We start from the raw sequence: 22,638 nt of genomic DNA, 5'->3' as shown, positions 1-22,638 counted from the left end.
ACACAGCTGTGTCGTTATCCACAGACCAGTTTCGAAGTCTGCACAAACGCTTCGACACCGCCACTGTATCTACGTGGACGTGTCACCCGGAACCAGCTCCTCGCGCGAGGACTCGGCCGATGTGCGATTGCTACGAGACCTTCTGCGCCGGAGAGCTCGAGCGATTGTGGATTGATATCCCGTCGGACCTCAATGATGTTTCTCAGGAAGCGAACTCCTCGGAATCGTTCCGCAGCGCAGAAATTCCAGCGGACTCCTTGAGTTCCTCGAAACTCGCTCGCAGCAGCTCGATGTAGTGATGAAGGTCTGGCATTGAGGCCGTGTCTGCAATGACATTCAGCGTGAGCCCACCGCCCGATGCGGCGACCATGAAGTGGCGCAAACCATCGCCGTCGACGGGCGGCTGGTTAGCGAGCACTGCCGCGCCCGGCGCGCCGTTCAAGGTCAACCCCTCGACGGAGAGAGGAATGTTGCTCACCATGGTGTGCATATAGCGAGGGCGGCTGAGTTCGTGCGAGTTTTTCCCTCGCGTATATGCCATCAACCGCAGCAATGGCGCCGGTGCCGTCTCCACTGCGGCACTCAAACGTCGTACTGCGAGGTGAGAAGTGCGAGTCTTCTCCGAGCGCGCAGAGTCCGCAATGTGCGCCACCCGTTCCAACGGATCCTCGACATCGGTGTGCATGTCGATGGCCAGTGTGACCAACTGATTTGCCGACTCCCACTCCTCAACCTTGCGCATGGACCGCGGCACCATCGCGACCAGGGAACCCTTGTGCTTCTCTCCCTTTTCGGTGAGATAGCGCGCCAGTGCGCCACCGACGACTGCCAACAGAACATCGTTGATTGTGGCCCCAGGAACTGCGCCCTTAATCTGCCGTACCTCCGCCCCTGGCAACGTGATCTGCTCCAGAGTCCCGGATCCACTCACCTTGCCATTGAAACGAGTGGCCGGAGTTTCGTGATAGCTCTCGACCCACTCTCCGGCGGACTGGGCTGCGTCTACGGCCCTGGCGGCGGCCCGATTACCGGGGACATGCCGCGCAAATCGCAGTAATTGCTGCGGAAAGCCCAGCGCCGACTCGAGCAACATGCGTGCCTTCAAGAACGGCACTGTGGGCTCGAACTCGGCCGGCCGCAACCTATCCGAGAAAATGGTTTCACCCAGCATCTTGATGGCAATACCGTCAGCGCCACTGTGATGCGATTTGAGCACCACCGCCGTCAGCCGACCAGGCAGATCATCGAGCCCCTCTATTCCGTTGAAGAAATGCAACTCCCATGGCGGTCGAGTCAGATCCATCCTCGAGGTCAACAATGCGCTGAGCGGCTTCTGCAACGGGGCCCAGCCGGACTCCGTGATATCGGTGACGCGAACGTGGTTACGGACATCGAAATCTGGGTCGGGCACCCAATGTGGATGTTCGAGGCCCAGTGGCGTGCGTTGGATGCGTTGCGTGAACATTCGATTGTGCCCGAGTCGCGCGGTCACCCATTCGACAGCCTGTTCCTCTGAGAATTCCGCTTGCGGGTGCTGCGAGGTTTCGAAAAAATACACGCCGATGAGGTGTCCCAGATGCCCGTCGGCTTCGTTGTAGATGAAGTCGGCGTCTCGTGGATTCAATTGCATGACTCTTGCAATCGAAAGGTTGGACAGTCTCATGGGCGCTCCTCACGTAGCGGTGCCTGGCGATATATTCATGCTTCTGAAACCGAAAATTCCCGAGGTCAATGGGAACCTCGGGAATCTCAGGAGTTTGGGGCGGAAGGACCAGTTCACGCGGTAGATCGACGGAGGTCGTCATTCCACCCCAGCCTGACTACTTGGCGGGCGGGTCCTTGATCATCTTGCTGCCAGTGGAGACCAGGCCGAGCACGCCCGAAAACCACGAGATCATTCCAACCATGTATTTTTCAAGCATCAGATTATCCTCTCGTTAAATTCCGGGATCTGCGGACAAGGTGTCAAAGAACTTCCCAAATGTACCTACCAGGTCAACCGATCCGAAATTGACCAAGTCAGAAATGTAGGCCAGAAATATATCGAACATTGTATTCTTCTCCTTATTACTGGCCGGCCACAGAGCCGAGGACGGTTTGGATGCTTCCCGCCGAAGAAACGGATCCACTAACCGCGACATCGATCGCAGCCGAGATGACGGAGAAAACACCCTGAATCACTGCGGTCACGTTCGTCAGTACGGGCGTAAGCGACCCCACGTCAAAACTCCCGATCACGCCCATCAAACTTGCAGTATCCACTATCTCTCCACCTCGCTACGATTGTTGAAGTTCACCATTGAAAATCGAAGTCAAATGATGCCACGAACGGCATGAACGCCACCATTCCTATTATCGACTTAACCAAATCACCATACGGTGGCTTAAACATTTCGGCTATCGATCCCAGGTCCATCATCCACTCCTGTAGTCAAAGAACGTTCGGAAAAAACTCGTATTCTCCATCAGCTGAGTTCAATGAATGAAACCAGCGAACCCGTGACACCGTCGACTCCGGGCATGAATGATCCCGACCATACATTGCCGATCAAATCACTAACCAATGTAGCCGCCGTCTGGAGAAACATTACAAGCATACCGATTCCCACCTTTCTGTAGATCTTGGAGAGCTCATTTGGATATTGAACATCTGCCCTGGACTGTTGATGCATACACAACAACAGAATTAGGTCACCGTAGGAAAGTCGGTGGCGCTTCGGCCACAAGTCCTGCGGGCTTACCCCTTCTGCGGCTGCGACTGGGGTAAGGCTAATGCAGGCGAGTCCGATTTTGCGAACTTTTGGCAAAGTTTTTTCGGCAATTTTGAAACCTGTTCTATTTTCGCTGGTCAGGTGTTCAGAACTGCGAAAAATCACCCGTGCGGTCGCCGAACGAAAGCATGCAAATCCGCACCCTGCAGTACTCAAGCAACCGTGCAGAGCCACACTCTCCACCGAGCCTCGCCCCAAGGACAGTTACTTAGACTGTCTACCAATATGTTTCGGCACATAAAATCGACTCATGAAGCATCCCACCAAGTTTGGGCCGGACACATCGGGAGTAGGCCACTTCGCATCCACCGAAAGTACTAGGACTCAGGTGCACCCCAATCCAACACACCCACCGAAAGTACTAGCGCCAGTGCACACTTCGAATCGTCGGGAGCATGCGCCGCAAGATCTCCGTGAAACTTTCCGCCTAGAGAATCAACCTACACCGACTTGGTTCACAAGAAGTCGAACCCTCGCCTGCACATCGAGAAGTGGCAGCCTAGATCAGCAGTGGATTCTTTCGGTGCGACTTGCCGTAACCATGCATCGCAATTGGCCCGGGTACCCGAACTGATGCCAGCTCAGGGCCAGATCTAATCGCGAAATACCCCGCCTCGGCAAAGAGATCGAACTTATTCTGAATCGTCGCGCAAATCTGTTGCCAGCACCGCGCAGACAACTACTCGACAGTAAGAAGATCTGCGATCCGAACCCAGCGAGCTTTGTTCGTAATATCACGCGGTCTATACGTCGACGGTCGCTAGCGATGTGCAGGGCTTTGTCCAGTCTACGAATCGCCCCTCTCGAATCGAACTATCGGATGGACCCATCGGTCGGGATAGGGGTTCACTCCGCCCGTCGCCTTTCACTTCGCCGGCCGCATCGGTTTGCTCGATCGACCATGGTGCAGCCGTGCCCCGTGGAACCTTCCCGTCGCGCCCTACATTCGCTATCCGCACTGAGCAATGCTTGCGATCCAGTATCCAGATGCCCAATGCAGTCACCGACAAGGAATAGCGGTCGTGACTGTACTGTGGCTCCGCCAATATCCAGTTCTTGTGCTGGGTGGCGGATGGGATCACTCAGGCAATTCGGATGCCACAGGCTAATTGCTTTGGTCTGCAACATCGAGCCATCTTGTAGTGAACGTGGGTTCCATTTTGCGGCACACCCGCACTCGACCCCGCCCACGCAAAAGCCCGGCCCACCAAATGGTGGACCGGGCCTCTAGGAGCTAAGGGATGGACTCAGAAGTCCATGCCGCCCATGCCGCCGGTGGGATCGCCTGCGGGAGCAGACTTCTCCGGCTTGTCAGCGACAACAGCTTCGGTCGTCAGGAACAGAGCCGCGATGGACGCTGCGTTCTGCAGTGCCGAGCGGGTGACCTTGACCGGGTCGTTGATGCCTGCAGCGAGCAGGTCTTCGTACTCGTTGGTCGCAGCGTTGAGGCCGTGACCTGCGGGCAGGTTGGAGACCTTGTCCGCAACAACGCCGGGCTCGAGGCCTGCGTTGAATGCGATCTGCTTGAGCGGAGCGGACAGTGCAACGCGAACGATGTTCGCGCCGGTTGCCTCGTCACCTTCGAGCTTGAGGTCGTCCAGGGCGGGAGCTGCCTGGATGAGTGCTACGCCGCCACCGGCGACGATGCCCTCTTCGACAGCTGCCTTTGCGTTGCGCACTGCATCTTCGATGCGGTGCTTGCGCTCCTTGAGCTCAACCTCGGTTGCAGCGCCGGCCTTGATGACTGCAACGCCGCCGGCCAGCTTGGCCAGACGTTCCTGCAGCTTCTCACGGTCGTAATCCGAGTCGCTGTTCTCGATCTCAGCGCGGATCTGGCTGACGCGACCTGCGATGGCGTCGGCGTCGCCGGCACCTTCGACGATGGTGGTCTCGTCCTTGGTGATGACAACCTTGCGTGCCTGGCCGAGGAGCTCGAGGCCTGCGGTCTCCAAGGAGAGTCCGACCTCTTCGCTGATGACCTCTCCACCCGTGAGGATGGCGATGTCGGCGAGCTGAGCCTTACGACGGTCACCGAAGCCGGGAGCCTTGACGGCAACAGACTTGAAGGTGCCACGGATCTTGTTGACGACGAGGGTGGAGAGAGCTTCGCCCTCGACGTCCTCGGCGATGATCAGGAGCGGCTTGCCGGACTGGATAACCTTCTCCAGCAGGGGCAGCAGGTCCTTGACCGTGGAGATCTTGGAGCTGACGAGCAGGATGTAGACGTCCTCGAGGACGGCTTCCTGACGCTCTGCATCGGTGGCGAAGTACGCCGAGATGTAGCCCTTGTCGAAGCGCATGCCCTCGGTGAGCTCGAGCTGCAGGCCGAAGGTGTTGGACTCCTCGACCGTGATGACGCCTTCCTTGCCGACCTTGTCCATTGCCTCGGCGATGAGCTCGCCGATGGACGGGTCGCCTGCGGAAATACCGGCGGTAGCAGCGATCTGCTCCTTGGTGTCGATCTCCTTGGCGGTTTCGAGCAGGCGAGCTGTGACAGCCTCGACAGCCTTCTCGATGCCGCGCTTGAGGCCGAGCGGGTTCGCGCCGGCTGCGACGTTACGCAGGCCTTCGCGGACCAGTGCCTGTGCGAGGACGGTGGCGGTGGTGGTGCCGTCGCCAGCGACGTCGTCAGTCTTCTTGGCGACCTCCTTGACGAGCTCCGCGCCGATCTTCTCGTACGGGTCGTCGAGTTCGATCTCCTTGGCGATGGAAACACCATCGTTGGTGATCGTGGGGGCGCCCCACTTCTTTTCGAGAACGACGTTGCGACCCTTGGGGCCCAACGTCACCTTGACAGCGTCGGCGAGGGCATTGAGGCCTCGCTCGAGGCCGCGACGTGCCTCTTCGTCGAACGCGATGATCTTTGCCATTGCGAAGTGATCCTCCGGATAGGGGGTGACACACAAGGTGACCGCTCGTCGGGTCACCTCATCGGCACAGGGCGACCGAATTTTGCTTAGGTCACCCATCTAGCCTGCGGTCTTAAGTCAGTGCCCGCGACGGACGACCGGGGGTGTCGATGGATCCCGGTCTCACTGACTCGACCTGGCACTCACAGCTCGCGAGTGCCAATTGCATTTTTAGCACTCGAGCGTGCCGAGTGCAAGGTCAAGACTCAGCCGGCGATGCAGAACTGTCCGTTGGTGAAGTTCACAGCGAAGGACAAGTTGCCCATGCAGTTGACTCCGTTGGCGTCAGCCGTCGCTCCCGCTCCCCACCCGGCGATGGCAACGGTGAAGTTTCCGTCGGCCGCACCGGCACGGGCGATGCCGCCACCGAGTGCATAGGCGTGAGCCTGACCGTTGCCGCGCGAAGCACCGAGAGCCGTTCCGAAACCGTTGGCGTAAGTGTTGGTGTAGCTGTTGTCAGCCGAGACGCTGACAGCTGTTCCGCTCTCCATGGCACCGGCCTGCGAGCGTCCCGCACCAACAGCCTGTGCGCCACAGCTCGCGGTGTCCGATACCTGGATGTCGTTGACCAACGGCGGCGACACACACGTAACGGGTGCAGCCGAAGCGACTCCCCCGCCGGCCAGCGCCAGCCCCGCAACCAAGCCCATCCCCGCAGTCACCACAGCCCCTGTTCTCGCCAGGCGGCCCCCCAACCGACTACTGGTACTTCCGTTAACTCGTGAGGACGAGCGGCGGAACCAGACTGACGAGATCAAGGGCATAGAAAACTCCTTCTTGGAACACGTTCATGGATTCGGGCGCGAGAGTACCCGCTCACATGACGTCCGTCACGCTTTGCAGGTCACGACTCGAGCAAGGTTTCCAACAACCCCGGTAGATCCGCCACGGAATCGATGACATAGTCCGGCTGTTGCGTCGCCAATTCGAGCACTGCCTGCCGAAACTTGCCGGTACGCACCAGAACTCCGGTCAACCCGACCCTTTGCGACGAAAGGATGTCACCGATCAGATCGTCTCCCACCATGACCGTCGCTTCGGCGTCGACGTCCATCAATTCGGTGGCCGCGAGAAAGCCCGTGAGCGACGGCTTGCCGACGGCCGCGATATTGACGCCGGCAACTTCCTCGAAACCCGGTAGGTACGTTCCGGTGTCGATCTTCAAGCCCGTATCTGTCTCCCACATCATTCCGCGGTGCATCGCGACCACCGGGACACCGTCGAGCAAATATTCGAGCACCTGACTCAGTGCCTCGTGTGTGAATTCGGGGCCGGCGCCGCCGAGGATGACGACATCCGGGTTCTTGTCGACCAGTTCGATTCCCTCGAGGTCGCTGGACACATCGCCGCTGTTGAGCACCCAGGCCTTCGCTTCGGGATAGGTGGCGCGCACGTACTCTGCGGTGAGCCTTGCTGCAGTGACAATCTGGCTGGGCTCGACGGCAATTCCCGCGTCACACAGTCCCTCCGCAATCAGGGTCGAACTGCGGGAGGTGGTGTTGGTGAGAAACCCACACGCCAAGCCCCGACTACGCACATCGCGGACCGCCTCGCCGGCACCCTCGATGGGCTGCCATGACGTGAGCAGGACTCCGTCGATGTCGAACAGAACACCTTCGATGTCAGCCATTGCACCAGCCTATAGTTGCAACCCCTACGCGTCGCACCACAAGAAACGAACCGGCTCAGTAGGCTCAGCCTCATGGACCTGCGCGACGACGATCTCTTCAGCGTCGCGGGATCCTTGGCGGAATTACTCGGAGCCCCCGTCACCATCGAGGACGAGAACTCGACCGTCCTTGCCTACTCCGGTGGTGAACAAGCCGTGGACGAGGCTCGGATCGGAACCATCCTCGGCCGGCAGGTACCCGGCAGAATTCGCGAACTACTCTCGAATGCAGGTGTTTTCGAACGCCTCCATCGCGAGACGGACCCTATCTACGTCAACCTCGACGATCCGGCGATCACTCCCCGGCTTGTCATCGCCGTGCGAGAGAACAACATTGCCGTCGGGTCTATCTGGGTGGCACTCGCCGGCGAGCCGACGCCGTCCCAGGAATCGACACTTCGCGCTGCTGTGCCCGTGGTTGCGGAGCACATCGCGTCCGAGCGGGACCGGATCAACAGCACCAGACGACGCCAGACCGAGCGAGTAAAAGCACTGATCGGCGGCGGTGAGCAAGCATTCCGCGCCGCCGAGGACTTGCGACTGCGCGGACCGCTGACCGTCGTAGCGGTTGGCGCGACAGCCGGTTTCATGCCGAGCACCGTCGCGGCGTCGATGGGTCTGTATCTCGACACACTGGCCGTCGACGCAGTGATCGCGCAGTTGATCGACGCGACGTATCTTGTTGTCTCCGCTGACGAAGCGAACACCCGCCGGTTGCTTGAGGACTTCCTCGGTCGCGCCCGCGAACGCGCACAACTTGCCGTGGCGGTGGGCCGAACTGTGAAATCCGCCAGCGAATGCCATCTATCGCGCGCCGACGCCGACCATGTTCTGGGCGCGCTGCGGCACAACCGGTCCGGCGGGATTGTCGCGGGAATGAACGACACCTTGGCGTCTGTACTGGCATTGCATGTCGCCGACATCTTCGACGGACTGGGCGATGCCACACCCCTAGGCGCGTTGGACGAGCACGACCGTCGGCACGGCAGCGAACTTGTCGCCACGGCCCGCACCTTCCTCGACAAGGGCGGTGATGTCGCGAATTCTTCCGCAGCACTGCACGTTCACCCCAACACCCTGCGCAATCGGCTACGCCGCTGCAAGGACATGTGTGGTGTTGACCTGACCGACGCGGACACTCGACTGATCCTGATGCTTCAGTTCAAACTGCGGAATTGAACGCCCGTTGTGCATATGCACAACGCCTGATCTCTACCTGTGGCCGAACGGCCACTCCTTTCACTCACTCCTCAGCCCATGCTTGAAACAGAGCCGGTGTGACCGGCGTCTCGCATGTCAACGGAGCTAAAGGAGCAGGTCATGGGAACTCGTCAGAGCCCCGATCGTGTGGTCGTGGTCGGCGCAGGCATGGTCGGATTGTCGACGGCCTGGTTCCTCCAGGAACGTGGAGTCGACGTCACCGTCGTCGATCGTGATGGCGTCGCCGCTGATGCAAGCTGGGGAAATGCCGGCTGGCTCGCTCCCGCTCTCACGCTTCCGCTCCCCGAACCCGCTGTCCTTCAGTACGGCCTGCGCGCGATGCTCAGTCCGTCGTCGCCGGTGTATGTTCCGCTGACAACCGATCTGAAACTGATCCGGTTCCTGGTCGGATTTGCTCGCCACTGCACGCCCTCGAAGTGGCAGGAAGCGATGTCCGTCTACACGGAGGTCAACCGAACCGCGCTGGGCGCATTCGACGAACTTGCCGACGGTGGCGTCAAGGAGCACACCCGCTTGGCTGATCCGTTCCTCGCGGCGTTTGCGTCGGAGCAGGATCGCGAGAACCTGGTCGAGGAGTTCCGTCATGTGGAGGCCGCCGGCGGCGAGGTCGACTTCGATCTCCTCGACCACGATGCGATCCACTCGCTCGAGCCAACCCTCGGCACCGGTGTGAAGGCCGGAATCCGGCTGCGTGGTCAGCGTTTCATCGATCCCCCGCAATTTGTGAACTCGTTGGCCGACGCCGTCCGTGAACGTGGCGCCGAGATCATCACCGGCTTCGATGTGGCGTCAATCGACGACCGCGCCGACGGCGTGAGTGTTCGCTCCGCCAACGGTGATTCGCGTGCAGCAGATGCCGTCGTGATTTCCAGTGGCGCTCGCTTGAACAAGCTGGCAGCGCCGTTCGGTGTGCGCAAACTGGTGCAGGCGGGACGCGGATACAGCTTCAGCGTCACACCCGATCACCTGCCCAAGAACCCGGTGTACTTCCCCACTCAGCGCGTGGCGTGCACGCCGCTGCACGACCGCTTCCGAGTCGCCGGAATGATGGAATTCCGCAGCCCAGACGCACCGTTGGATCCGCGTCGCGTGCAGGCGATCATCGACGCCGCAAAGCCCATGCTCCGCGGCATCGACTGGACTGCGCGTGACGAAGAATGGGTCGGATCACGTCCCTGCACCACTGACGGGTTGCCGTTGATCGGTGCTACGAAGTCGCCGCGTGTCCATGTCGCGGGTGGTCACGGGATGTGGGGAATCGCGTTGGGTCCGTTGACCGGAAAGATGATGGCGGAGTCGATGACGGCAGGCACGATGCCTACTGTGATGCGCCACTTCGATCCGCTGCGCTGACGGCTGGTTTCACCCATTTGTAGTACGCGCCGGCCAGCAGGACAAGCCATCCGGCGCCCACCAGTAGAGCAACACGGGTGTCGGAAATGACGCCCAACAGGATGATGACAAACACCAGGAAACCGATCGCGAAGATCTGACCGTACGGCCACAGCGGCACTGGAAACTTCAGTGCCGCTGTTTCGTCGGCACTCATCTGGCGGCGTGAACGGAACTGCGACAGCAGAATCATGACCCACACAAAGATGGTGGCGAAGGTCGCGAGTGACGCGATCACGAGGAAAACCTGGTCCGGGATCAGGTAGTTGAGCACCACGCCGACCAACAAGGCGACAGTCATGATGACAACGGTCATCCACGGAACTCCGTTGCGGGACACCTTCTTCATGACCTGCGGTGCTTGACCGGCGTGGGACATTCCGAACATCATGCGGCCAGCGCCGAACACGTCGCTGTTGATGGCGGAGAGCGCCGCGGTGATGACCACGATGTTGAGTATCGAAGCAGCGGTGCCCAATCCGAGGTTCTCGAAGATCTGCACAAAGGGACTGTTGTCGCTGGTGATGGTCTGCCACGGAATGATGATCATGATGACTGCGAGGGTGCAGACGTAGAAGAGAATGATGCGTACCGGAACGGTGTTGACCGCTTTTCGGATGGTCCGCGCCGGGTCTTCCGCCTCACCGGCAGTGATTCCGATGATTTCGGTGCCGCCGAACGCAAACATGACGATTGCAAAGCACGCGAGGAACCCGCCGATTCCCGTAGCGAAGAATCCGCCGTCCGACCACAGGTTGCTGACTCCCGCGTCGGTGTCGTGCACGCCGAATCCGAACACGATGATCGCGATGCCACCCACGATCATCGCGATGATGGCGGTAATCTTGACGAGCGTGAACCAGAACTCGAGCTCACCGAACACCTTGACGCTCAACAGGTTCAGAGCGCCGATGAAGAAGACGACGGCCAGAACCCAGATCCAGCGTGGCACGTCCGGGAACCAGAACTGCATGTACAGGCCGAACGCTGTGACGTCGGCAAGACAGACGATCACCATCTCGAATGTGTACGTCCACCCCGTCATGAATCCGGCGAGCGGACCCAGATGCTGGTTGGCGTATTCGCTGAACGAACCGGAGACGGGGTTGCGTACCGCCATCTCACCGAGAGCGCGCAGCACCAGGTACACCGCGAGGCCACCGATCAGGTAAGCCAGCAGAACCGACGGCCCGGCGCGCTTGATCGCTTCGGCACTGCCGTAGAAAAGTCCCGTTCCGATTGCCGAGCCCAGAGCAATGAAACGAATGTGCCGCGCCGTCAGCCCCCTCTTGAGTCCGGCCCGTTCGTCGGGCAAGGCGTCGGTGTTCACTCGGTACTCCAGTCGGATGGCAGGCATGCGTGCGCCGTCTATTGTCCGCTACCGGCCGCCAGCCTCCCGCCCACCCCTGCGACCTGGCCGTAAGGTGACCTGAGGCACATCGGGTATTGACGTATCGCGTACCGTCGGCAAAAGTGTTTGTAACTCGCCGTATCATCAAATTGACTGGAGAAACCATTGTCCAACACCCTCGAAGCCAGCATCGACATCAATGCATCCCCGCAGGATGTGTGGGCCATCGTCGCCGACCTGCAGCGGATGGGCGAATGGAGCCCCCAGTGCAAGAAGATGAAGGTCATCGGCGGAACCGTCCGTGAGGGTGCCAAGACCCTGAACATCAACCGCAAGGGCCTTCTCGTCTGGCCGACAACAGCGAAGGTTGTTCGGTTCGAGCCCAACAAGTCCGTCGCGTTCCGTATCGCCGAGAACCGAACCATATGGTCGTACAACATCGAAGCGACCGAAACCGGAACCAAGCTGACCGAGCGTCGCGAAGCTCCCACCGGAACGTCCCAGGTCTCGCAGTTCCTGGTCAAGACGGTCTTCGGTGGCAACGACAGCTTCGAGGTCGAACTCGTCAAGGGCATGAACGCGACTCTCGAGCGTGTGAAGAAGGAAGCGGAAGCAGCCAGCGTTCCCGCTTGACCCTCAACCAGGTCGAGACTTCAGGATCTCCTTTCATGGATCCCGTGATGAACCGAATAATGCAGGCACAAGAATTGGCGAGCTCCGGCGATCGGGCCGGGGCTCGCTCTGCGTTCGAAAACGTGTGGCGCGACGTCGGCACTGATCCGCTGCACGTTGTCACCCTCGCGCACTACATGGCCGACGTTCAGGACGATCCCGCCGACGAACTCCGCTGGGATCTACGCGCGCTCCAGGCGGCTGATTCACTGACCGATACCCGAGCTCGAGAACATCATTCGACGCTGCAGGTTGCCGGCTTCTACCCGTCGTTGCATCTCAACCTGGCCGCCGACTACAACAAACTCGGTCGAGTCGCCGAAGCTCACGAGCATCTGACCAAGGCCGAAGACGCGGCCGGAACACTGACCGACGACGGATACGGCCGGATGATTCGGGGCGCCATCGCGCGATTGCGGGCAGAATTCGATCGTGACCACTAGCCCAGCGCTCCTGACCCCTGCGCTCCTGACAATCGGCGAGATGGCAAGGGCGTCGGCGCTACCGATCAGTGCGCTGCGCTTCTACGACAAGGAAGGCGTGCTGGTTCCGCACTCCGTCGACCCTCACACCGGTTATCGCTGGTACACCGACGACCAACTCCGCGATGCTCGCCTGATCGCGGGCATGCGGCGCGTCGGTGTCCCGGTTCGGGAAATGACAGCCGTCCTGACCGGGCCGGACCCACACTCCCGATTGGACGCGCACTTGCGCAATCTCGAAGACGGGCTCGCCGACGCCCGCGCCGAACTCGATCGAATCCATCGGCTCATCGATTCACGGCCGACCGCAACCGGCGTCCCCCTCGATTCCTGGGATGTACGACGCGCACTCGACGCCGTGCTGTTTGCCGTGGACGCCGATTCGGAGTTCCCGATCCTTCGCGGAGTACATATCGACATTCACGACGGCGTCGCGGCGTTTGTCACCACTGATCGGTACCGGCTAGCGGTCGCAGAAGTGAGCGTGCGATCCAATTTGACCGTCTCGGCAGTCATTCCGCTCGCCTTTGCGCGAAGGATGCGAGACATCGCCGGAGTCGTGACGCTCACCTTCGCCACCCGATCGGTGACCGCGTCGTATCCCGGCGGATCGGTGTCGAGCCCGCTCATCGAGGACGGTGAATTTCCGGACCATCGCATCCTGCGCGAAGACCGTGGCGCAACCGAACTGAGAGGCGACCAACTGGCGGCTCTGCTCAACGGCGCCACGGAAACAGCGATCGTGAGCGTCGACGGCAACGGAAGCGCTCGGATCGATCCGGCTGACGTGGTTCCCGCAGAGAGGTTCCGAGTGCTGGTCGATCGGCAGCGACTTCGCGAGGCCGCGGCAGCGCAACCCGGTCGGGCACTGGTGATTCGGGCGAGCGGCGCGGCACTGCCTCTTGCTATCCGCACCACCGACTACGCCGGGTACTTCTCGTACTTGATGCCGCTACAGGCTGCGCACACGTAATAGAGTTGCCCTCGATGAAGGCAAAGTCGCGGACAGTCTTGTGGCTCGCGTTCGGCGCGTTTGCGATCGCCTGGACGTGGGTGGCAGCAACGGCAGGTGACGAGATTCCCGGTCACTTCGACGCGTCCGGTGCGGTAACCCGGTGGGATTCGAAGTGGTCGTTCCTCGGTCCGATCGGCGGAATCTGTCTCGGTCTCACTCTCGCGTTCGGGTCAGCGAGGTTCCTGATCCCCCGTGTTCCTGGGCACGCTATCAGCATCGCGAACCATCGATACTGGACGGACCCGGTCAATCGCGCCGAGTTCGATCGAAGAATTTCCGAAGACCTCGAATGGCTCGGCGCTGCCACCGCGCTGTTACTTGCCTGGATCGCAGCGGTCGCGGGCACGTCGACGGATGGTTCCGTCGATACCTGGCTCCTCGTCGCCCCGACCGTTCTCTATCTGGTCGGTGTGCTCGGCTACTGCGCCTACATGATCTGGGGCGGACGATACCGGGTGCCGCAACAACAGATGCCGCAGTAACGGATGCCTCACGTAATCTAGTGATGCACGACGCCCCGTAGTGTCTGTGCGGCCAGCAGTACACCGACCGAGTAGTTAGAGGAGCCTGTGGCACGCCGACCCACACCCCCCGGAACCCCGCAACCCACCGGAATCGGACATATCGTCGATCTGGTTCGGCATGCGATTCCGCCGCTTCATCCCGCCGGTCTTCCGTTTGTGCTCGCTCCGCTGGGTGTTGCAGCCCTGGGTCGCAACCGTAAGTGGGTGCGTCGAGCCGGCCTTGTGTCCGCAGCTGCCTGCGCCACCTTCTTCCGTCACCCGCACCGGGTACCGCCCAACCGCATCGGCGTCGTCGTGGCCCCGGCCGACGGCGAGGTCGCACTGGTCGACAATGCCGTCCCGCCAGCCGAACTGAACCTCGGCAGCGAACCTCGACCCCGCGTGAGCATCTTCCTGTCGGTTCTGGACGTACACGTCCAGCGCGCTCCCGTCGGAGGCACCGTCAAGACTGTTGTTCACCAGCCGGGCAAGTTCCTCTCCGCAGACCTGGCCGACGCCAGCGAGGTCAACGAGCGCAACAGCATGCTCATCGAGACCGCGACCGGACACGACGTTGCCGTCGTACAGATCGCCGGTCTGCTCGCGCGTCGTATCGTCTGCTACGCCGGTGTCGGCGATGCCCTTCCCATCGGTGACACCTACGGTCTGATCCGCTTCGGATCGCGCGTCGACACGTACTTCCCGGCCGGAACGACCTTGCTGGTCGAACCAGGTCAGCGCACAATTGGCGCTGAAACCGTCATCGCGCAACTGCCGTGAAGACACCGAGAATGAAGCCAGCCGTGAAGAGACCGGTGGTGACAACCAGCCCGGCCATGAAGGTGCCAAAACGCACCCAAGCCGTGCGGCTGTTGCCGTCCGTCATCACCATCCTCGCTCTGTGTGCGGGCCTGTCCGCCGTCAAGTTCGCACTCGACGGAGAGCCTGGCATCTCGCTCGCGATGGTCGGTGCTGCGGCGGTCCTCGATTCACTCGACGGCCGGATCGCCCGCCTTCTCGACGCGACCAGCAAGATCGGTGCCGAGCTCGATTCGCTGTCCGATGCCATCTCGTTCGGCGTTGCCCCGGCATTGGTCCTGTACGTGACGTTGTTGGACGACACCAACTTCGGCTGGATCATCGCGTTGGTCTACGCCGTCAGCATCGTGTTGCGCCTGGCCCGGTTCAATACCCTGCTCGACGAAGACGACGTCCCCGCATATGCCCGCGAGTACTTTGTCGGAGTGCCAGCGCCCGCAGGCGCCCTGATCGCCCTCACCCCCCTGGCTGCAACCATCCAATGGGGTGACGGGTGGTGGTCGTCGCAGGTAGTTGTAGTCATCTGGATGTTGTTCTCGGCAGCTCTGATCGTCAGCCGCATCCCGACCCTGGCCATGAAATCGGTATCCGTGCCGCCGCACATGGCTGCCGCGCTGCTGGTCCTCGTGGCCTTGACCGCGGCCGCACTGATCACCTTCCCGTACGTGCTGTTGATCGTTCTCATTGCGATCTACCTGGTTCACATTCCCTTTGCCGTCCGCTCCAAGCGCTGGGTGGCGGCGCGGCCGGAAACGTGGGACATCAAGCCGTCGGAGCGCCGGGCGATCCGTCGTCAACCCACAGCGGGTGGACGACGCTCGATGGTGCGCCTCGGCTTGCGTCGGCCTCGCTAGCTCAGGACGTAGTCTCGGGGAGTGACTTCGCCGGAACTCGCCCTGACTGTCCGACTCAACACCTCCGCAGCAGATTTACGACGCGGTGTCGTGCGCCTGCATCCCGAAGCCTTGGCAGCGTTGGGTATCCGCGAGTGGGATGCCATCGCCTTGATGGGCGCACGCGGAACCGCTGCCGTGGCGGGGCGGGCCCCCACCGGCACACCGGCGGGCACGATCTTGTTGGACGACGTCACGATGTCCAACGTGGGGCTCACCGAGAACTCGTCCGTCGTGGTGGGTCCGGTGACGGTGTACGGAGCACGATCCGTCTCCGTTACCGGTTCCACCATGGCAACCCGCTCGATCAGCCCCACCGTCCTGCGCCAAGCCCTGCTCGGCAAGGTGGTGAGCGTCGGCGATACCGTCTCGCTTCTCCCCCGCGACTTGGGCCCGGGCACCAGCACTTCCGAAGCCACTCAAGCTCTTTCCCGCACCTTCGGTGTCGCCTGGACGTCGGAACTGCTCACCGTCACCGGCGTCGACCCGGCCGGTGGGCCGGTGAGTGTGCAGCCGAACTCGGCGGTGGACTGGGGAACAGCCAGTCCCGCCGGCGTTGCCCGTGTTGTTTCCAGTGCCACTGTGTCTGTCCCTGCCGAGCCCACCCCTGCCGTTCCCCTCGACCACCTCGTGGGCGCACAGGCACAGGCCGCCAAACTCACCGAGTGGCTCGGCCTGGCGCTCGACGAACCGGAACTGCTGCGCACACTCGGCGCCTCCCCGCACCTCGGTGTTCTGATCACCGGACCGGCAGGCGTCGGAAAAGCCACACTCGCCCGATCAGTTCTCTCGGCGCGAAAGCTGGTGGAACTCGACGGCCCCGGAGTCGGTGCAACCGAAGCGAATACCCGACTCCAGCGCATCGTCGACGCCGTAGCCGGTGTGCGCGGCGGTGGGGTTCTCCTGATCACCGATATCGACGCATTACTGCCCGCCACACCCGAACCCGTCTCCGCGCTCATCCTCGAACAGCTGCGCAGCGCCGTCGCCACCCCCGGCATCGCGTTTGTCGCCACGTCCGCGCACCCCGAAGCCGTCGACGCCCGCCTGCGCGGTCAAGATCTGTGCGACCGTGAACTCTCCCTGAGCCTGCCCGACGGTGCTACCCGCAAGGCACTCCTCGAACTGTTGCTCCGCAGAGTTCCCACCGGCACACTCGAACTCGACGCCATCGCCTCCCGCGCCCCCGGCTTTGTGGTTGCCGACCTCGCCGCGTTGTGCCGCGAAGCCGCGCTGCGAGCCGCGACCAGAGCGTCCAAATCTGCCGAAGCGCCGGAGATCACGCAGGACGACCTCGTCGGAGCGCTCGAGGTGATTCGGCCACTGTCCCGGTCCAGTACCGAAGAACTGTCCATCGGCAGCGTCACTCTCGACGACGTCGGCGACATGGTCGAAACCAAGCAGGCGCTCACCGAGGCTGTGCTCTGGCCACTGCAGCACCCCGATTCCTTTGCCCGCCTTGGCGTCGACCCGCCCCGCGGCGTCCTCCTCTACGGCCCTCCCGGCTGCGGTAAGACGTATCTTGTTCGCGCCCTTGCCAGCTCGGGCCACCTGAGCGTGCACGCCGTCAAGGGCGCCGAGCTGATGGACAAGTGGGTGGGCGCATCCGAAAAAGCGGTGCGCGAATTGTTCCAGCGCGCCCGCGATTCCGCACCCTCGCTGATCTTCCTCGACGAAATCGACGCCCTCGCACCGCGACGCGGGCAGAGCTCGGACTCCGGGGTGTCGGATCGCGTCGTCGCAGCCCTGCTGACGGAGATGGACGGCGTCGAGCCGCTGCGTGACGTCGTGGTGTTGGGCGCCACCAACCGCCCTGATCTGATCGACCCGGCACTGCTGCGTCCAGGCAGATTGGAACGCCTTGTATTTGTTCCGCCGCCGGATGCGGACGCGCGCAAGGCAATTCTCAAGGCGTCAGGAAAGTCTGTGCCGCTGGCGGAAGATGTCGACCTCGACGCGCTGGCAGTCGATCTGGAAGGTTACTCGGCAGCCGACTGCTCAGCTCTGTTACGCGAAGCCGCCCTGGCAGCCATGCGCCGCAGCATGGACGCCGCCGACGTGACCGCCGCCGATGTTGCCACCGCGCGCGACAAGGTCCGCCCGTCACTCGATCCCGAGCAGGTAGCCCACCTGCAGGCATACGCCGACAACCGATGAGGACTGTCATGGATGCTGATCTGGTTCTGTACGGCGACATCGTCACGATGCACGAGGACGCTCCGCGCGCGAACGCTCTGGCCGTGACCGGTGGCCGGATCACGGCAGTCGGCGAGCGGACCGAGATCGACTCGCTCATCGGCGAAGGTACGCGGGTGGTGGACGTCGGAACTGCCTGCGTGCTCCCCGGATTCATCGAACCGCACGGGCACCCACTCGAAGAGGCGATCGTGCTCGGCCCGGCAGTGGTCGACATCCGCCCCGTCACGATCGCCGACGCAGATACCGTTGTTGCCACGGTCATCGACACCGTTGCAGCACGCGGCGCGGCCGGTGCATCGCTCAACGGTTGGGATCCTCTGCTGCAGACGGGTTTACCCGAGCCCTCGCTCGAGTGGCTCGACATGATCGCACCGGACCACCCGCTCGTGATCATGCACAACTCCGGCCACGTCGCATACTTCAACTCCGCAGCAGCAGCGCAGGCCGGGTCCACCCGCGACACCCCTGATCCGATCGGCGGATCGTACGGCCACGATTCCTCGGGCGAACTCGACGGCGCGGCGTACGAGACACCGGCCGTGTTTGCCGTTGCCGGCCACGCGATGACCATCGGGAGCGACTACCCCCAACTGTTGGCCGCCGAGTGCGCCCGGCTCAATGCGGCCGGCATCACCACCGTCGCCGAAATGTCGTTCGACCCACGAATGCGCCCGGCATTGAAGGCAATTGCCGACGCGGGCGGGCTCACCACCAGGTTCCGCCTCTACGAAATGTCGACACCGGAACGCGCCACGGACGCCACCCCCGGCGAGGGCGATGATCTGGTCAAGCAGATCGGCATCAAAGTGTGGTCGGACGGTTCACCGTGGGTCGGCAACGTCGCGACCAGTTTCCCGTACCTCGACACAGCCGCCACTCGCGGACTCGGCATCGCCTGCACCCACGGTCATGCCAACTACACCGGTGAGCAGATCCACGACATCAGCGCAGCCTACTTCGAGCAAGGGTGGCAGATCGCGTGCCACGCCCACGGCGACAACGCAATCACGATGGTTCTCGACGCGTGGGAGCAACTGCTGCAGGAGTTTCCGCGGTCCGATCACCGCTTGCGCCTCGAACATGTCGGCGCGATGCGCGCAGATCAGTTCCGCCGGGCCGCTGAACTGGGCGTCACCGTCAGCATCTTCATCGATCACCTGCACTACTGGGGCGACGTGTTGGTCGACGATCTGTTCGGCCCCGAGCACGGCGGAGCATGGGCGGCAGCAGGTTCTGCCCTTGCCGCCGGGCAGCGCTTCACATTCCACAACGACGGCCCGGTCACCCCGGCCAACCCGCTGCGGAACATGCAGGACGCGGTCACCCGACTCTCGCCGAGTGGCCAGGTGCGTGCGCCGGAGGAACGTATCCCCGTCGACGCTGCGCTGCGCGCTCATACCGTCAACGCCGCATGGCAGCTCTTCAGCGAGGAGAGCATCGGCGCAATCTTCCCGGGCGCCTACGCGGATCTTGTTGTGCTGTCGGCCAATCCCTTCGATGTGGCGCCCACCGATTTGGCCGACATCGAGGTGCGCGCCACCGTCCTCGAGGGGCGAACGGTGTACGGAGACCTGAACACCGCCGGCTAGCCAGCACCCCTACCAGCGGTTCCGAACTTCCTCCGCAAACCCGAGGAGGTCGCGAACTTCCACCGATGTGCCGTCGTCGAGACCAACCGTGCCGGTGAACCTGCCGAACACCTGGTGCTGAATGGACCGCAGGACACCCACGTCGAATTTCGCGGCGCGATCGATGATGGGCTCGAACTTCATCTCGAACCGGCCGTCGTTGCTCGTGAAGTTCCACGGCGCACCGTCGTAGGTTCGTGGAATCTCGAACGCCAGGCGATCCAGTTTGTGCGCAACACCGTTCACGAAGACGATGTTCTCGCTGGCCGCTGTGGTGTCTCCGAATCCGTAACCGATGTTGAAGCCGAAGCGCTCGCCGTTCACCAATCCCGATGCCGAGCCCCAGTACCAAGTGTTGTCGTAGGTCCAGACTCCGCGGCCCCAATCCAGCACTCCGAAGGCATCTTCCGGAGCAAACGCGAACTGCTGCGATCCGACCCGAACGGTTCCGGTAGCGGGCAGGCAGTTGACTTTCTGGTTGTAGTAGAACGACCGCGGAGCTTTCGGAAAGGGTGTGGCGATCGCGATGCGGTCATCGGCGGGGCTTTCGAGAAACAGATCGGCGTGCAATCCCTTGCCATGGTCGAATGCCGGGTAGTCCACGATCAGGCGACGACCACCGTCGACATGCCTGAACTCGAAGCGCGCCTTACCTTTCGACACAACGACGTCGCCGGAATCGGCACTGGAAGGCAACCCAAGTTTGCCCATCGGGAAGGGGAGCATCACGTTTTCCGTGACCTCACTCGGAGTGGTGAAATCCAGCCACGACACCCCGAGCAATCCCATGTAGCCGTTGTCCGCGACGGTCAGCGCAATCCCGTATTCCGGTGTGAGCACGCAGTAGTAGTCCCACTCCTTGAGCCGGAACTTCGGCGCCTTGACTGCCGACCGCTGATAAGTCCTGACCTCCGACGGCGCCCAGCCCGCCTCTACGAGGTGCCCACGCGCATCGAGAAGCGGGCCTGGCGACATCACGTTCTGCATAGTTATTTCCAGCGCCCCAAAATCTCGTTTGCCCGAGTCGACAATGCCATCTGGAAGAACGGCCCGAAGCTCACGCGGGCGACGCCGAGCGGTCCGAAACTAGCCGGGTCGTCCTGATCCGGGATCCCGATTGCATTGACCGGCAACGGAAGCTCCGACGTCAGACGCCGCTGGGTCGCGTCGTCGTGCCGTCCGACGGGGTAGAGAACATCGGCTCCCGCGTCGGCGGCCAGTTTCAGGCGAGCAATGGCGCGGTCCACACGATCAGCCTCGTCGCCCACCTGCTTCACGAACAGGTCGGTGCGCGCGTTGACAACAACGTGGACACCTGCGGCGTCGGCGGCCTGGCGAAGCCCACCCACAAAATCGGCGTGCTCCTGTGCCTCCCTAAGACGGCCACCCTCACTGTGCACGGTGTCCTCGATGTTGAGACCGACCGCACCGGCATCGATCAGCCCTTCGATGAGCACAGCGGGCTCGAGTCCGTATCCACTCTCGATGTCCACGGAAACCGGAGCGTCGACGGCGCCGGTGATCTGCTTGATCCGGCGTACCAACTCGCCGAACGTGATTCCCTCGTTATCGGGCTTTCCGATGGAATCCGATACCGGGTGGCTGCCAACGGTCAGAGCTGCAAAACCGGCCGCAACCGCAAGATTTGCGGACCAGGCATCCCAGACGGTGGGGAGAATGACGGGGTTTCCTGGCTGGTGCAGCGCCAGTAGAGCGGTGGCCTTGTCGTTGATCGATGTCATGTGAGGACTCCTGAAGTTTGTAGGGCGTGAACCTCTCACCTACCGACTCTAGTGAGCTACCGGGCAGCCTGTGCTCTTGTAATCAACCTGGAACTCCTTGATGCCGTTGATCCAACCCGAGCGCAGACGACGAGGATCACCGATCTTGGTGATGTCGGGGACATTGTCGGCGAGTGCGTTGAACATCAGGTCGATCTCCATCCGGGCAAGATTCGCCCCGATGCAGAAGTGCGCGCCAGTTCCACCGAAACCCAAGTGCGGATTGGGGTTACGGGTGATGTCGAAGGTCATCGGATCCTCGAAGACATCCTCGTCGAAGTTCGCGGAACTGTAGAGCATGACCACCCGCTGTCCCTTCTTGATGGAGACGCCGGCCAGTTCGGTGTCTTCGAGGGCGGTGCGCTGGAACGCGGTGACCGGTGTTGCCCAGCGGACGATCTCGTCGGCCGTGGTCTTTGGCCGTTCCTTCTTGTACAGCTCCCACTGCTCGGGATTCTCGAGGAACGCAATCATGCCGTGGGTGATGGCATTTCGGGTTGTCTCGTTGCCCGCCACCGCGAGGATCAGCACGAAGAATCCGAACTCTTCGGGGCTCAAGGCGTCGCCGTCGATGTCGGCCTGGACGAGAGTGGTGACGATGTCGTCGGCCGGGCAACTGCGACGCGCGTCGGCCATTTGGTATGCGTATCCGAGCACCTCGGTGGACGCGACCGCCGGATCACCCACGTACTCGGGGTCGTCGTAGCCCATCATCTCGTTGGACCACTTGAACAGCTTGTCGCGATCGTCTTGCGGGACGCCGATCAGATCTGCGATCGCCTGCAGCGGCAGCTCACTGGCAATCTGCTTCACAAAATCGCCCGGGCCTTCACCGACGGCGGTGTCGACGATGCTGCGTGCGCGTCGGTCCAACTCGTCGCGCATCCCGTTGATGGCCCGCGGGGTGAACAGCTTGGAAATCAGCTTGCGAAGTTTGGTGTGCTCCGGCGCATCCTTGTTGAGGAGCAGGTGCCGCAGCATCTCGACGGCCTCGCGCGGCATGTCGTCCGCGAAGCGCGCAATGGCGGTGTTCTCCCAGCTCGAGAAGATATCGCTGCGCTGGCTGACCTCTTTGACATCTGCGTGCCGAGAAACAACCCAGTAACCCTCGTCCTGAAATCCGCCGACGGTAGGGGGCTGCTCGCACCACCACACCGGTGCGCTTCGGCGAAGTTCGGCAAATTCCTCGAACGGAATCCGCTCGCCGAGAATCGCGGGGTCCGTGACGTCGAATCCGGCTGGCAGGTCAGGTGTGCGCGTTGTATCCGAGATAGTCATGGCGTCCTCTGATCGGTCGATTGTGCCCTGCACCACAGAGTAGCTTTCACTAACG

19 protein-coding genes are annotated in these 22,638 nt (G+C 62.0%); 10 read left to right on the top strand and 9 right to left on the bottom strand.

Annotated features, from left to right (window positions below; translation table 11 throughout):
* Positions 1-202: 202 nt before the first annotated feature.
* From R4P64_RS25125 to R4P64_RS25105, 5 genes are all read right to left on the bottom strand, one after another.
* Positions 203-1,663 carry a wax ester/triacylglycerol synthase domain-containing protein gene (locus R4P64_RS25125; RefSeq protein ID WP_317823143.1) on the bottom strand — a complete coding sequence of 487 codons (1,461 nt, stop codon included), beginning with the start codon at positions 1,661-1,663 and terminating at the stop codon, positions 203-205.
* Between the two features lie 802 nt (positions 1,664-2,465).
* Entirely contained in the window at positions 2,466-2,945 is a 480-nt protein-coding gene (locus R4P64_RS25120; RefSeq protein ID WP_317823142.1) for a hypothetical protein, read from the bottom strand.
* A 1,073-nt stretch (positions 2,946-4,018) separates the two neighbouring features.
* The gene (groL, locus tag R4P64_RS25115; RefSeq protein WP_033235579.1) at positions 4,019-5,641 is read right to left on the bottom strand and encodes a chaperonin GroEL; all 1,623 of its coding nucleotides are present in this window, start codon (positions 5,639-5,641) and stop codon (positions 4,019-4,021) included.
* Positions 5,642-5,886: 245 nt separating this feature from the next.
* Entirely contained in the window at positions 5,887-6,444 is a 558-nt protein-coding gene (locus R4P64_RS25110; RefSeq protein ID WP_080711786.1) for a DUF6764 family protein, read from the bottom strand.
* 80 nt (positions 6,445-6,524) lie between these two features.
* Complete coding sequence (locus R4P64_RS25105; protein WP_045063991.1) at positions 6,525-7,310, bottom strand: HAD-IIA family hydrolase; 786 nt, start codon at positions 7,308-7,310, stop codon at positions 6,525-6,527.
* Positions 7,311-7,382: 72 nt separating this feature from the next.
* Between R4P64_RS25105 and R4P64_RS25100 the strand changes: the two genes are divergently transcribed.
* Together R4P64_RS25100 and R4P64_RS25095 are read left to right on the top strand one after the other, a co-directional pair.
* Positions 7,383-8,528, top strand: coding sequence for a helix-turn-helix domain-containing protein (locus R4P64_RS25100; protein ID WP_317823140.1), 1,146 nt, complete (start codon positions 7,383-7,385; stop codon positions 8,526-8,528).
* Positions 8,529-8,669: 141 nt separating this feature from the next.
* A complete protein-coding gene (locus tag R4P64_RS25095) occupies positions 8,670-9,923 on the top strand; it encodes an NAD(P)/FAD-dependent oxidoreductase (protein WP_045063993.1) in 1,254 nt (417 codons plus the stop codon).
* Here R4P64_RS25095 and R4P64_RS25090 read toward each other — a convergent pair.
* Positions 9,889-11,319, bottom strand: coding sequence for an amino acid permease (locus R4P64_RS25090; RefSeq protein WP_371851293.1), 1,431 nt, complete (start codon positions 11,317-11,319; stop codon positions 9,889-9,891). The two genes, R4P64_RS25095 and R4P64_RS25090, sit on opposite strands and share 35 nt — an antisense overlap.
* A gap of 159 nt (positions 11,320-11,478) precedes the next feature.
* Between R4P64_RS25090 and R4P64_RS25085 the strand changes: the two genes are divergently transcribed.
* The 8 genes from R4P64_RS25085 (at position 11,479) to R4P64_RS25050 (ending at position 19,485) form a co-directional block, all read left to right on the top strand.
* The gene (locus R4P64_RS25085) at positions 11,479-11,946 is read left to right on the top strand and encodes an SRPBCC family protein (protein WP_095886778.1); all 468 of its coding nucleotides are present in this window, start codon (positions 11,479-11,481) and stop codon (positions 11,944-11,946) included.
* Positions 11,947-11,981: 35 nt separating this feature from the next.
* Positions 11,982-12,428, top strand: coding sequence for a hypothetical protein (locus R4P64_RS25080; RefSeq protein ID WP_317823139.1), 447 nt, complete (start codon positions 11,982-11,984; stop codon positions 12,426-12,428).
* Positions 12,418-13,440: a MerR family DNA-binding transcriptional regulator gene (locus tag R4P64_RS25075; protein WP_317823138.1), complete on the top strand. Its 1,023-nt coding sequence runs from the start codon at positions 12,418-12,420 to the stop codon at positions 13,438-13,440. Before R4P64_RS25080 ends, R4P64_RS25075 begins: the two co-directional genes overlap by 11 nt.
* A gap of 14 nt (positions 13,441-13,454) precedes the next feature.
* Positions 13,455-13,964 carry a hypothetical protein gene (locus R4P64_RS25070; RefSeq protein ID WP_317823137.1) on the top strand — a complete coding sequence of 170 codons (510 nt, stop codon included), beginning with the start codon at positions 13,455-13,457 and terminating at the stop codon, positions 13,962-13,964.
* Between the two features lie 87 nt (positions 13,965-14,051).
* On the top strand, positions 14,052-14,765 hold the full coding sequence (locus R4P64_RS25065; RefSeq protein ID WP_317823135.1) for a phosphatidylserine decarboxylase: 714 nt from the start codon (positions 14,052-14,054) through the stop codon (positions 14,763-14,765).
* A 56-nt stretch (positions 14,766-14,821) separates the two neighbouring features.
* Complete coding sequence (locus R4P64_RS25060) at positions 14,822-15,658, top strand: CDP-alcohol phosphatidyltransferase family protein (protein WP_033235794.1); 837 nt, start codon at positions 14,822-14,824, stop codon at positions 15,656-15,658.
* A gap of 21 nt (positions 15,659-15,679) precedes the next feature.
* The gene (locus tag R4P64_RS25055) at positions 15,680-17,854 is read left to right on the top strand and encodes an AAA family ATPase (RefSeq protein ID WP_141484864.1); all 2,175 of its coding nucleotides are present in this window, start codon (positions 15,680-15,682) and stop codon (positions 17,852-17,854) included.
* An 8-nt stretch (positions 17,855-17,862) separates the two neighbouring features.
* Positions 17,863-19,485: an amidohydrolase gene (locus R4P64_RS25050; RefSeq protein WP_317823134.1), complete on the top strand. Its 1,623-nt coding sequence runs from the start codon at positions 17,863-17,865 to the stop codon at positions 19,483-19,485.
* A 9-nt stretch (positions 19,486-19,494) separates the two neighbouring features.
* Here the strand turns inward: R4P64_RS25050 and R4P64_RS25045 are convergent, their stop codons facing one another.
* The 3 genes from R4P64_RS25045 to R4P64_RS25035 are packed head-to-tail and all read right to left on the bottom strand — an operon-like array spanning position 19,495 to position 22,583.
* Positions 19,495-20,511, bottom strand: coding sequence for a DUF2804 domain-containing protein (locus tag R4P64_RS25045; protein ID WP_317823133.1), 1,017 nt, complete (start codon positions 20,509-20,511; stop codon positions 19,495-19,497).
* A gap of 2 nt (positions 20,512-20,513) precedes the next feature.
* Complete coding sequence (locus R4P64_RS25040) at positions 20,514-21,266, bottom strand: isocitrate lyase/phosphoenolpyruvate mutase family protein (RefSeq protein ID WP_317542464.1); 753 nt, start codon at positions 21,264-21,266, stop codon at positions 20,514-20,516.
* A 48-nt stretch (positions 21,267-21,314) separates the two neighbouring features.
* Positions 21,315-22,583: a cytochrome P450 gene (locus R4P64_RS25035; RefSeq protein WP_116102023.1), complete on the bottom strand. Its 1,269-nt coding sequence runs from the start codon at positions 22,581-22,583 to the stop codon at positions 21,315-21,317.
* Positions 22,584-22,638: the final 55 nt, after the last annotated feature.

Source organism: Rhodococcus sp. IEGM 1366 (assembly GCF_033142425.1).
Taxonomy (GTDB): Bacteria; Actinomycetota; Actinomycetes; order Mycobacteriales; family Mycobacteriaceae; genus Rhodococcus_F; species Rhodococcus_F globerula.
Note: the sequence above shows the minus strand (reverse complement) of the source record. Positions and strands in the feature narration are given on the sequence as shown.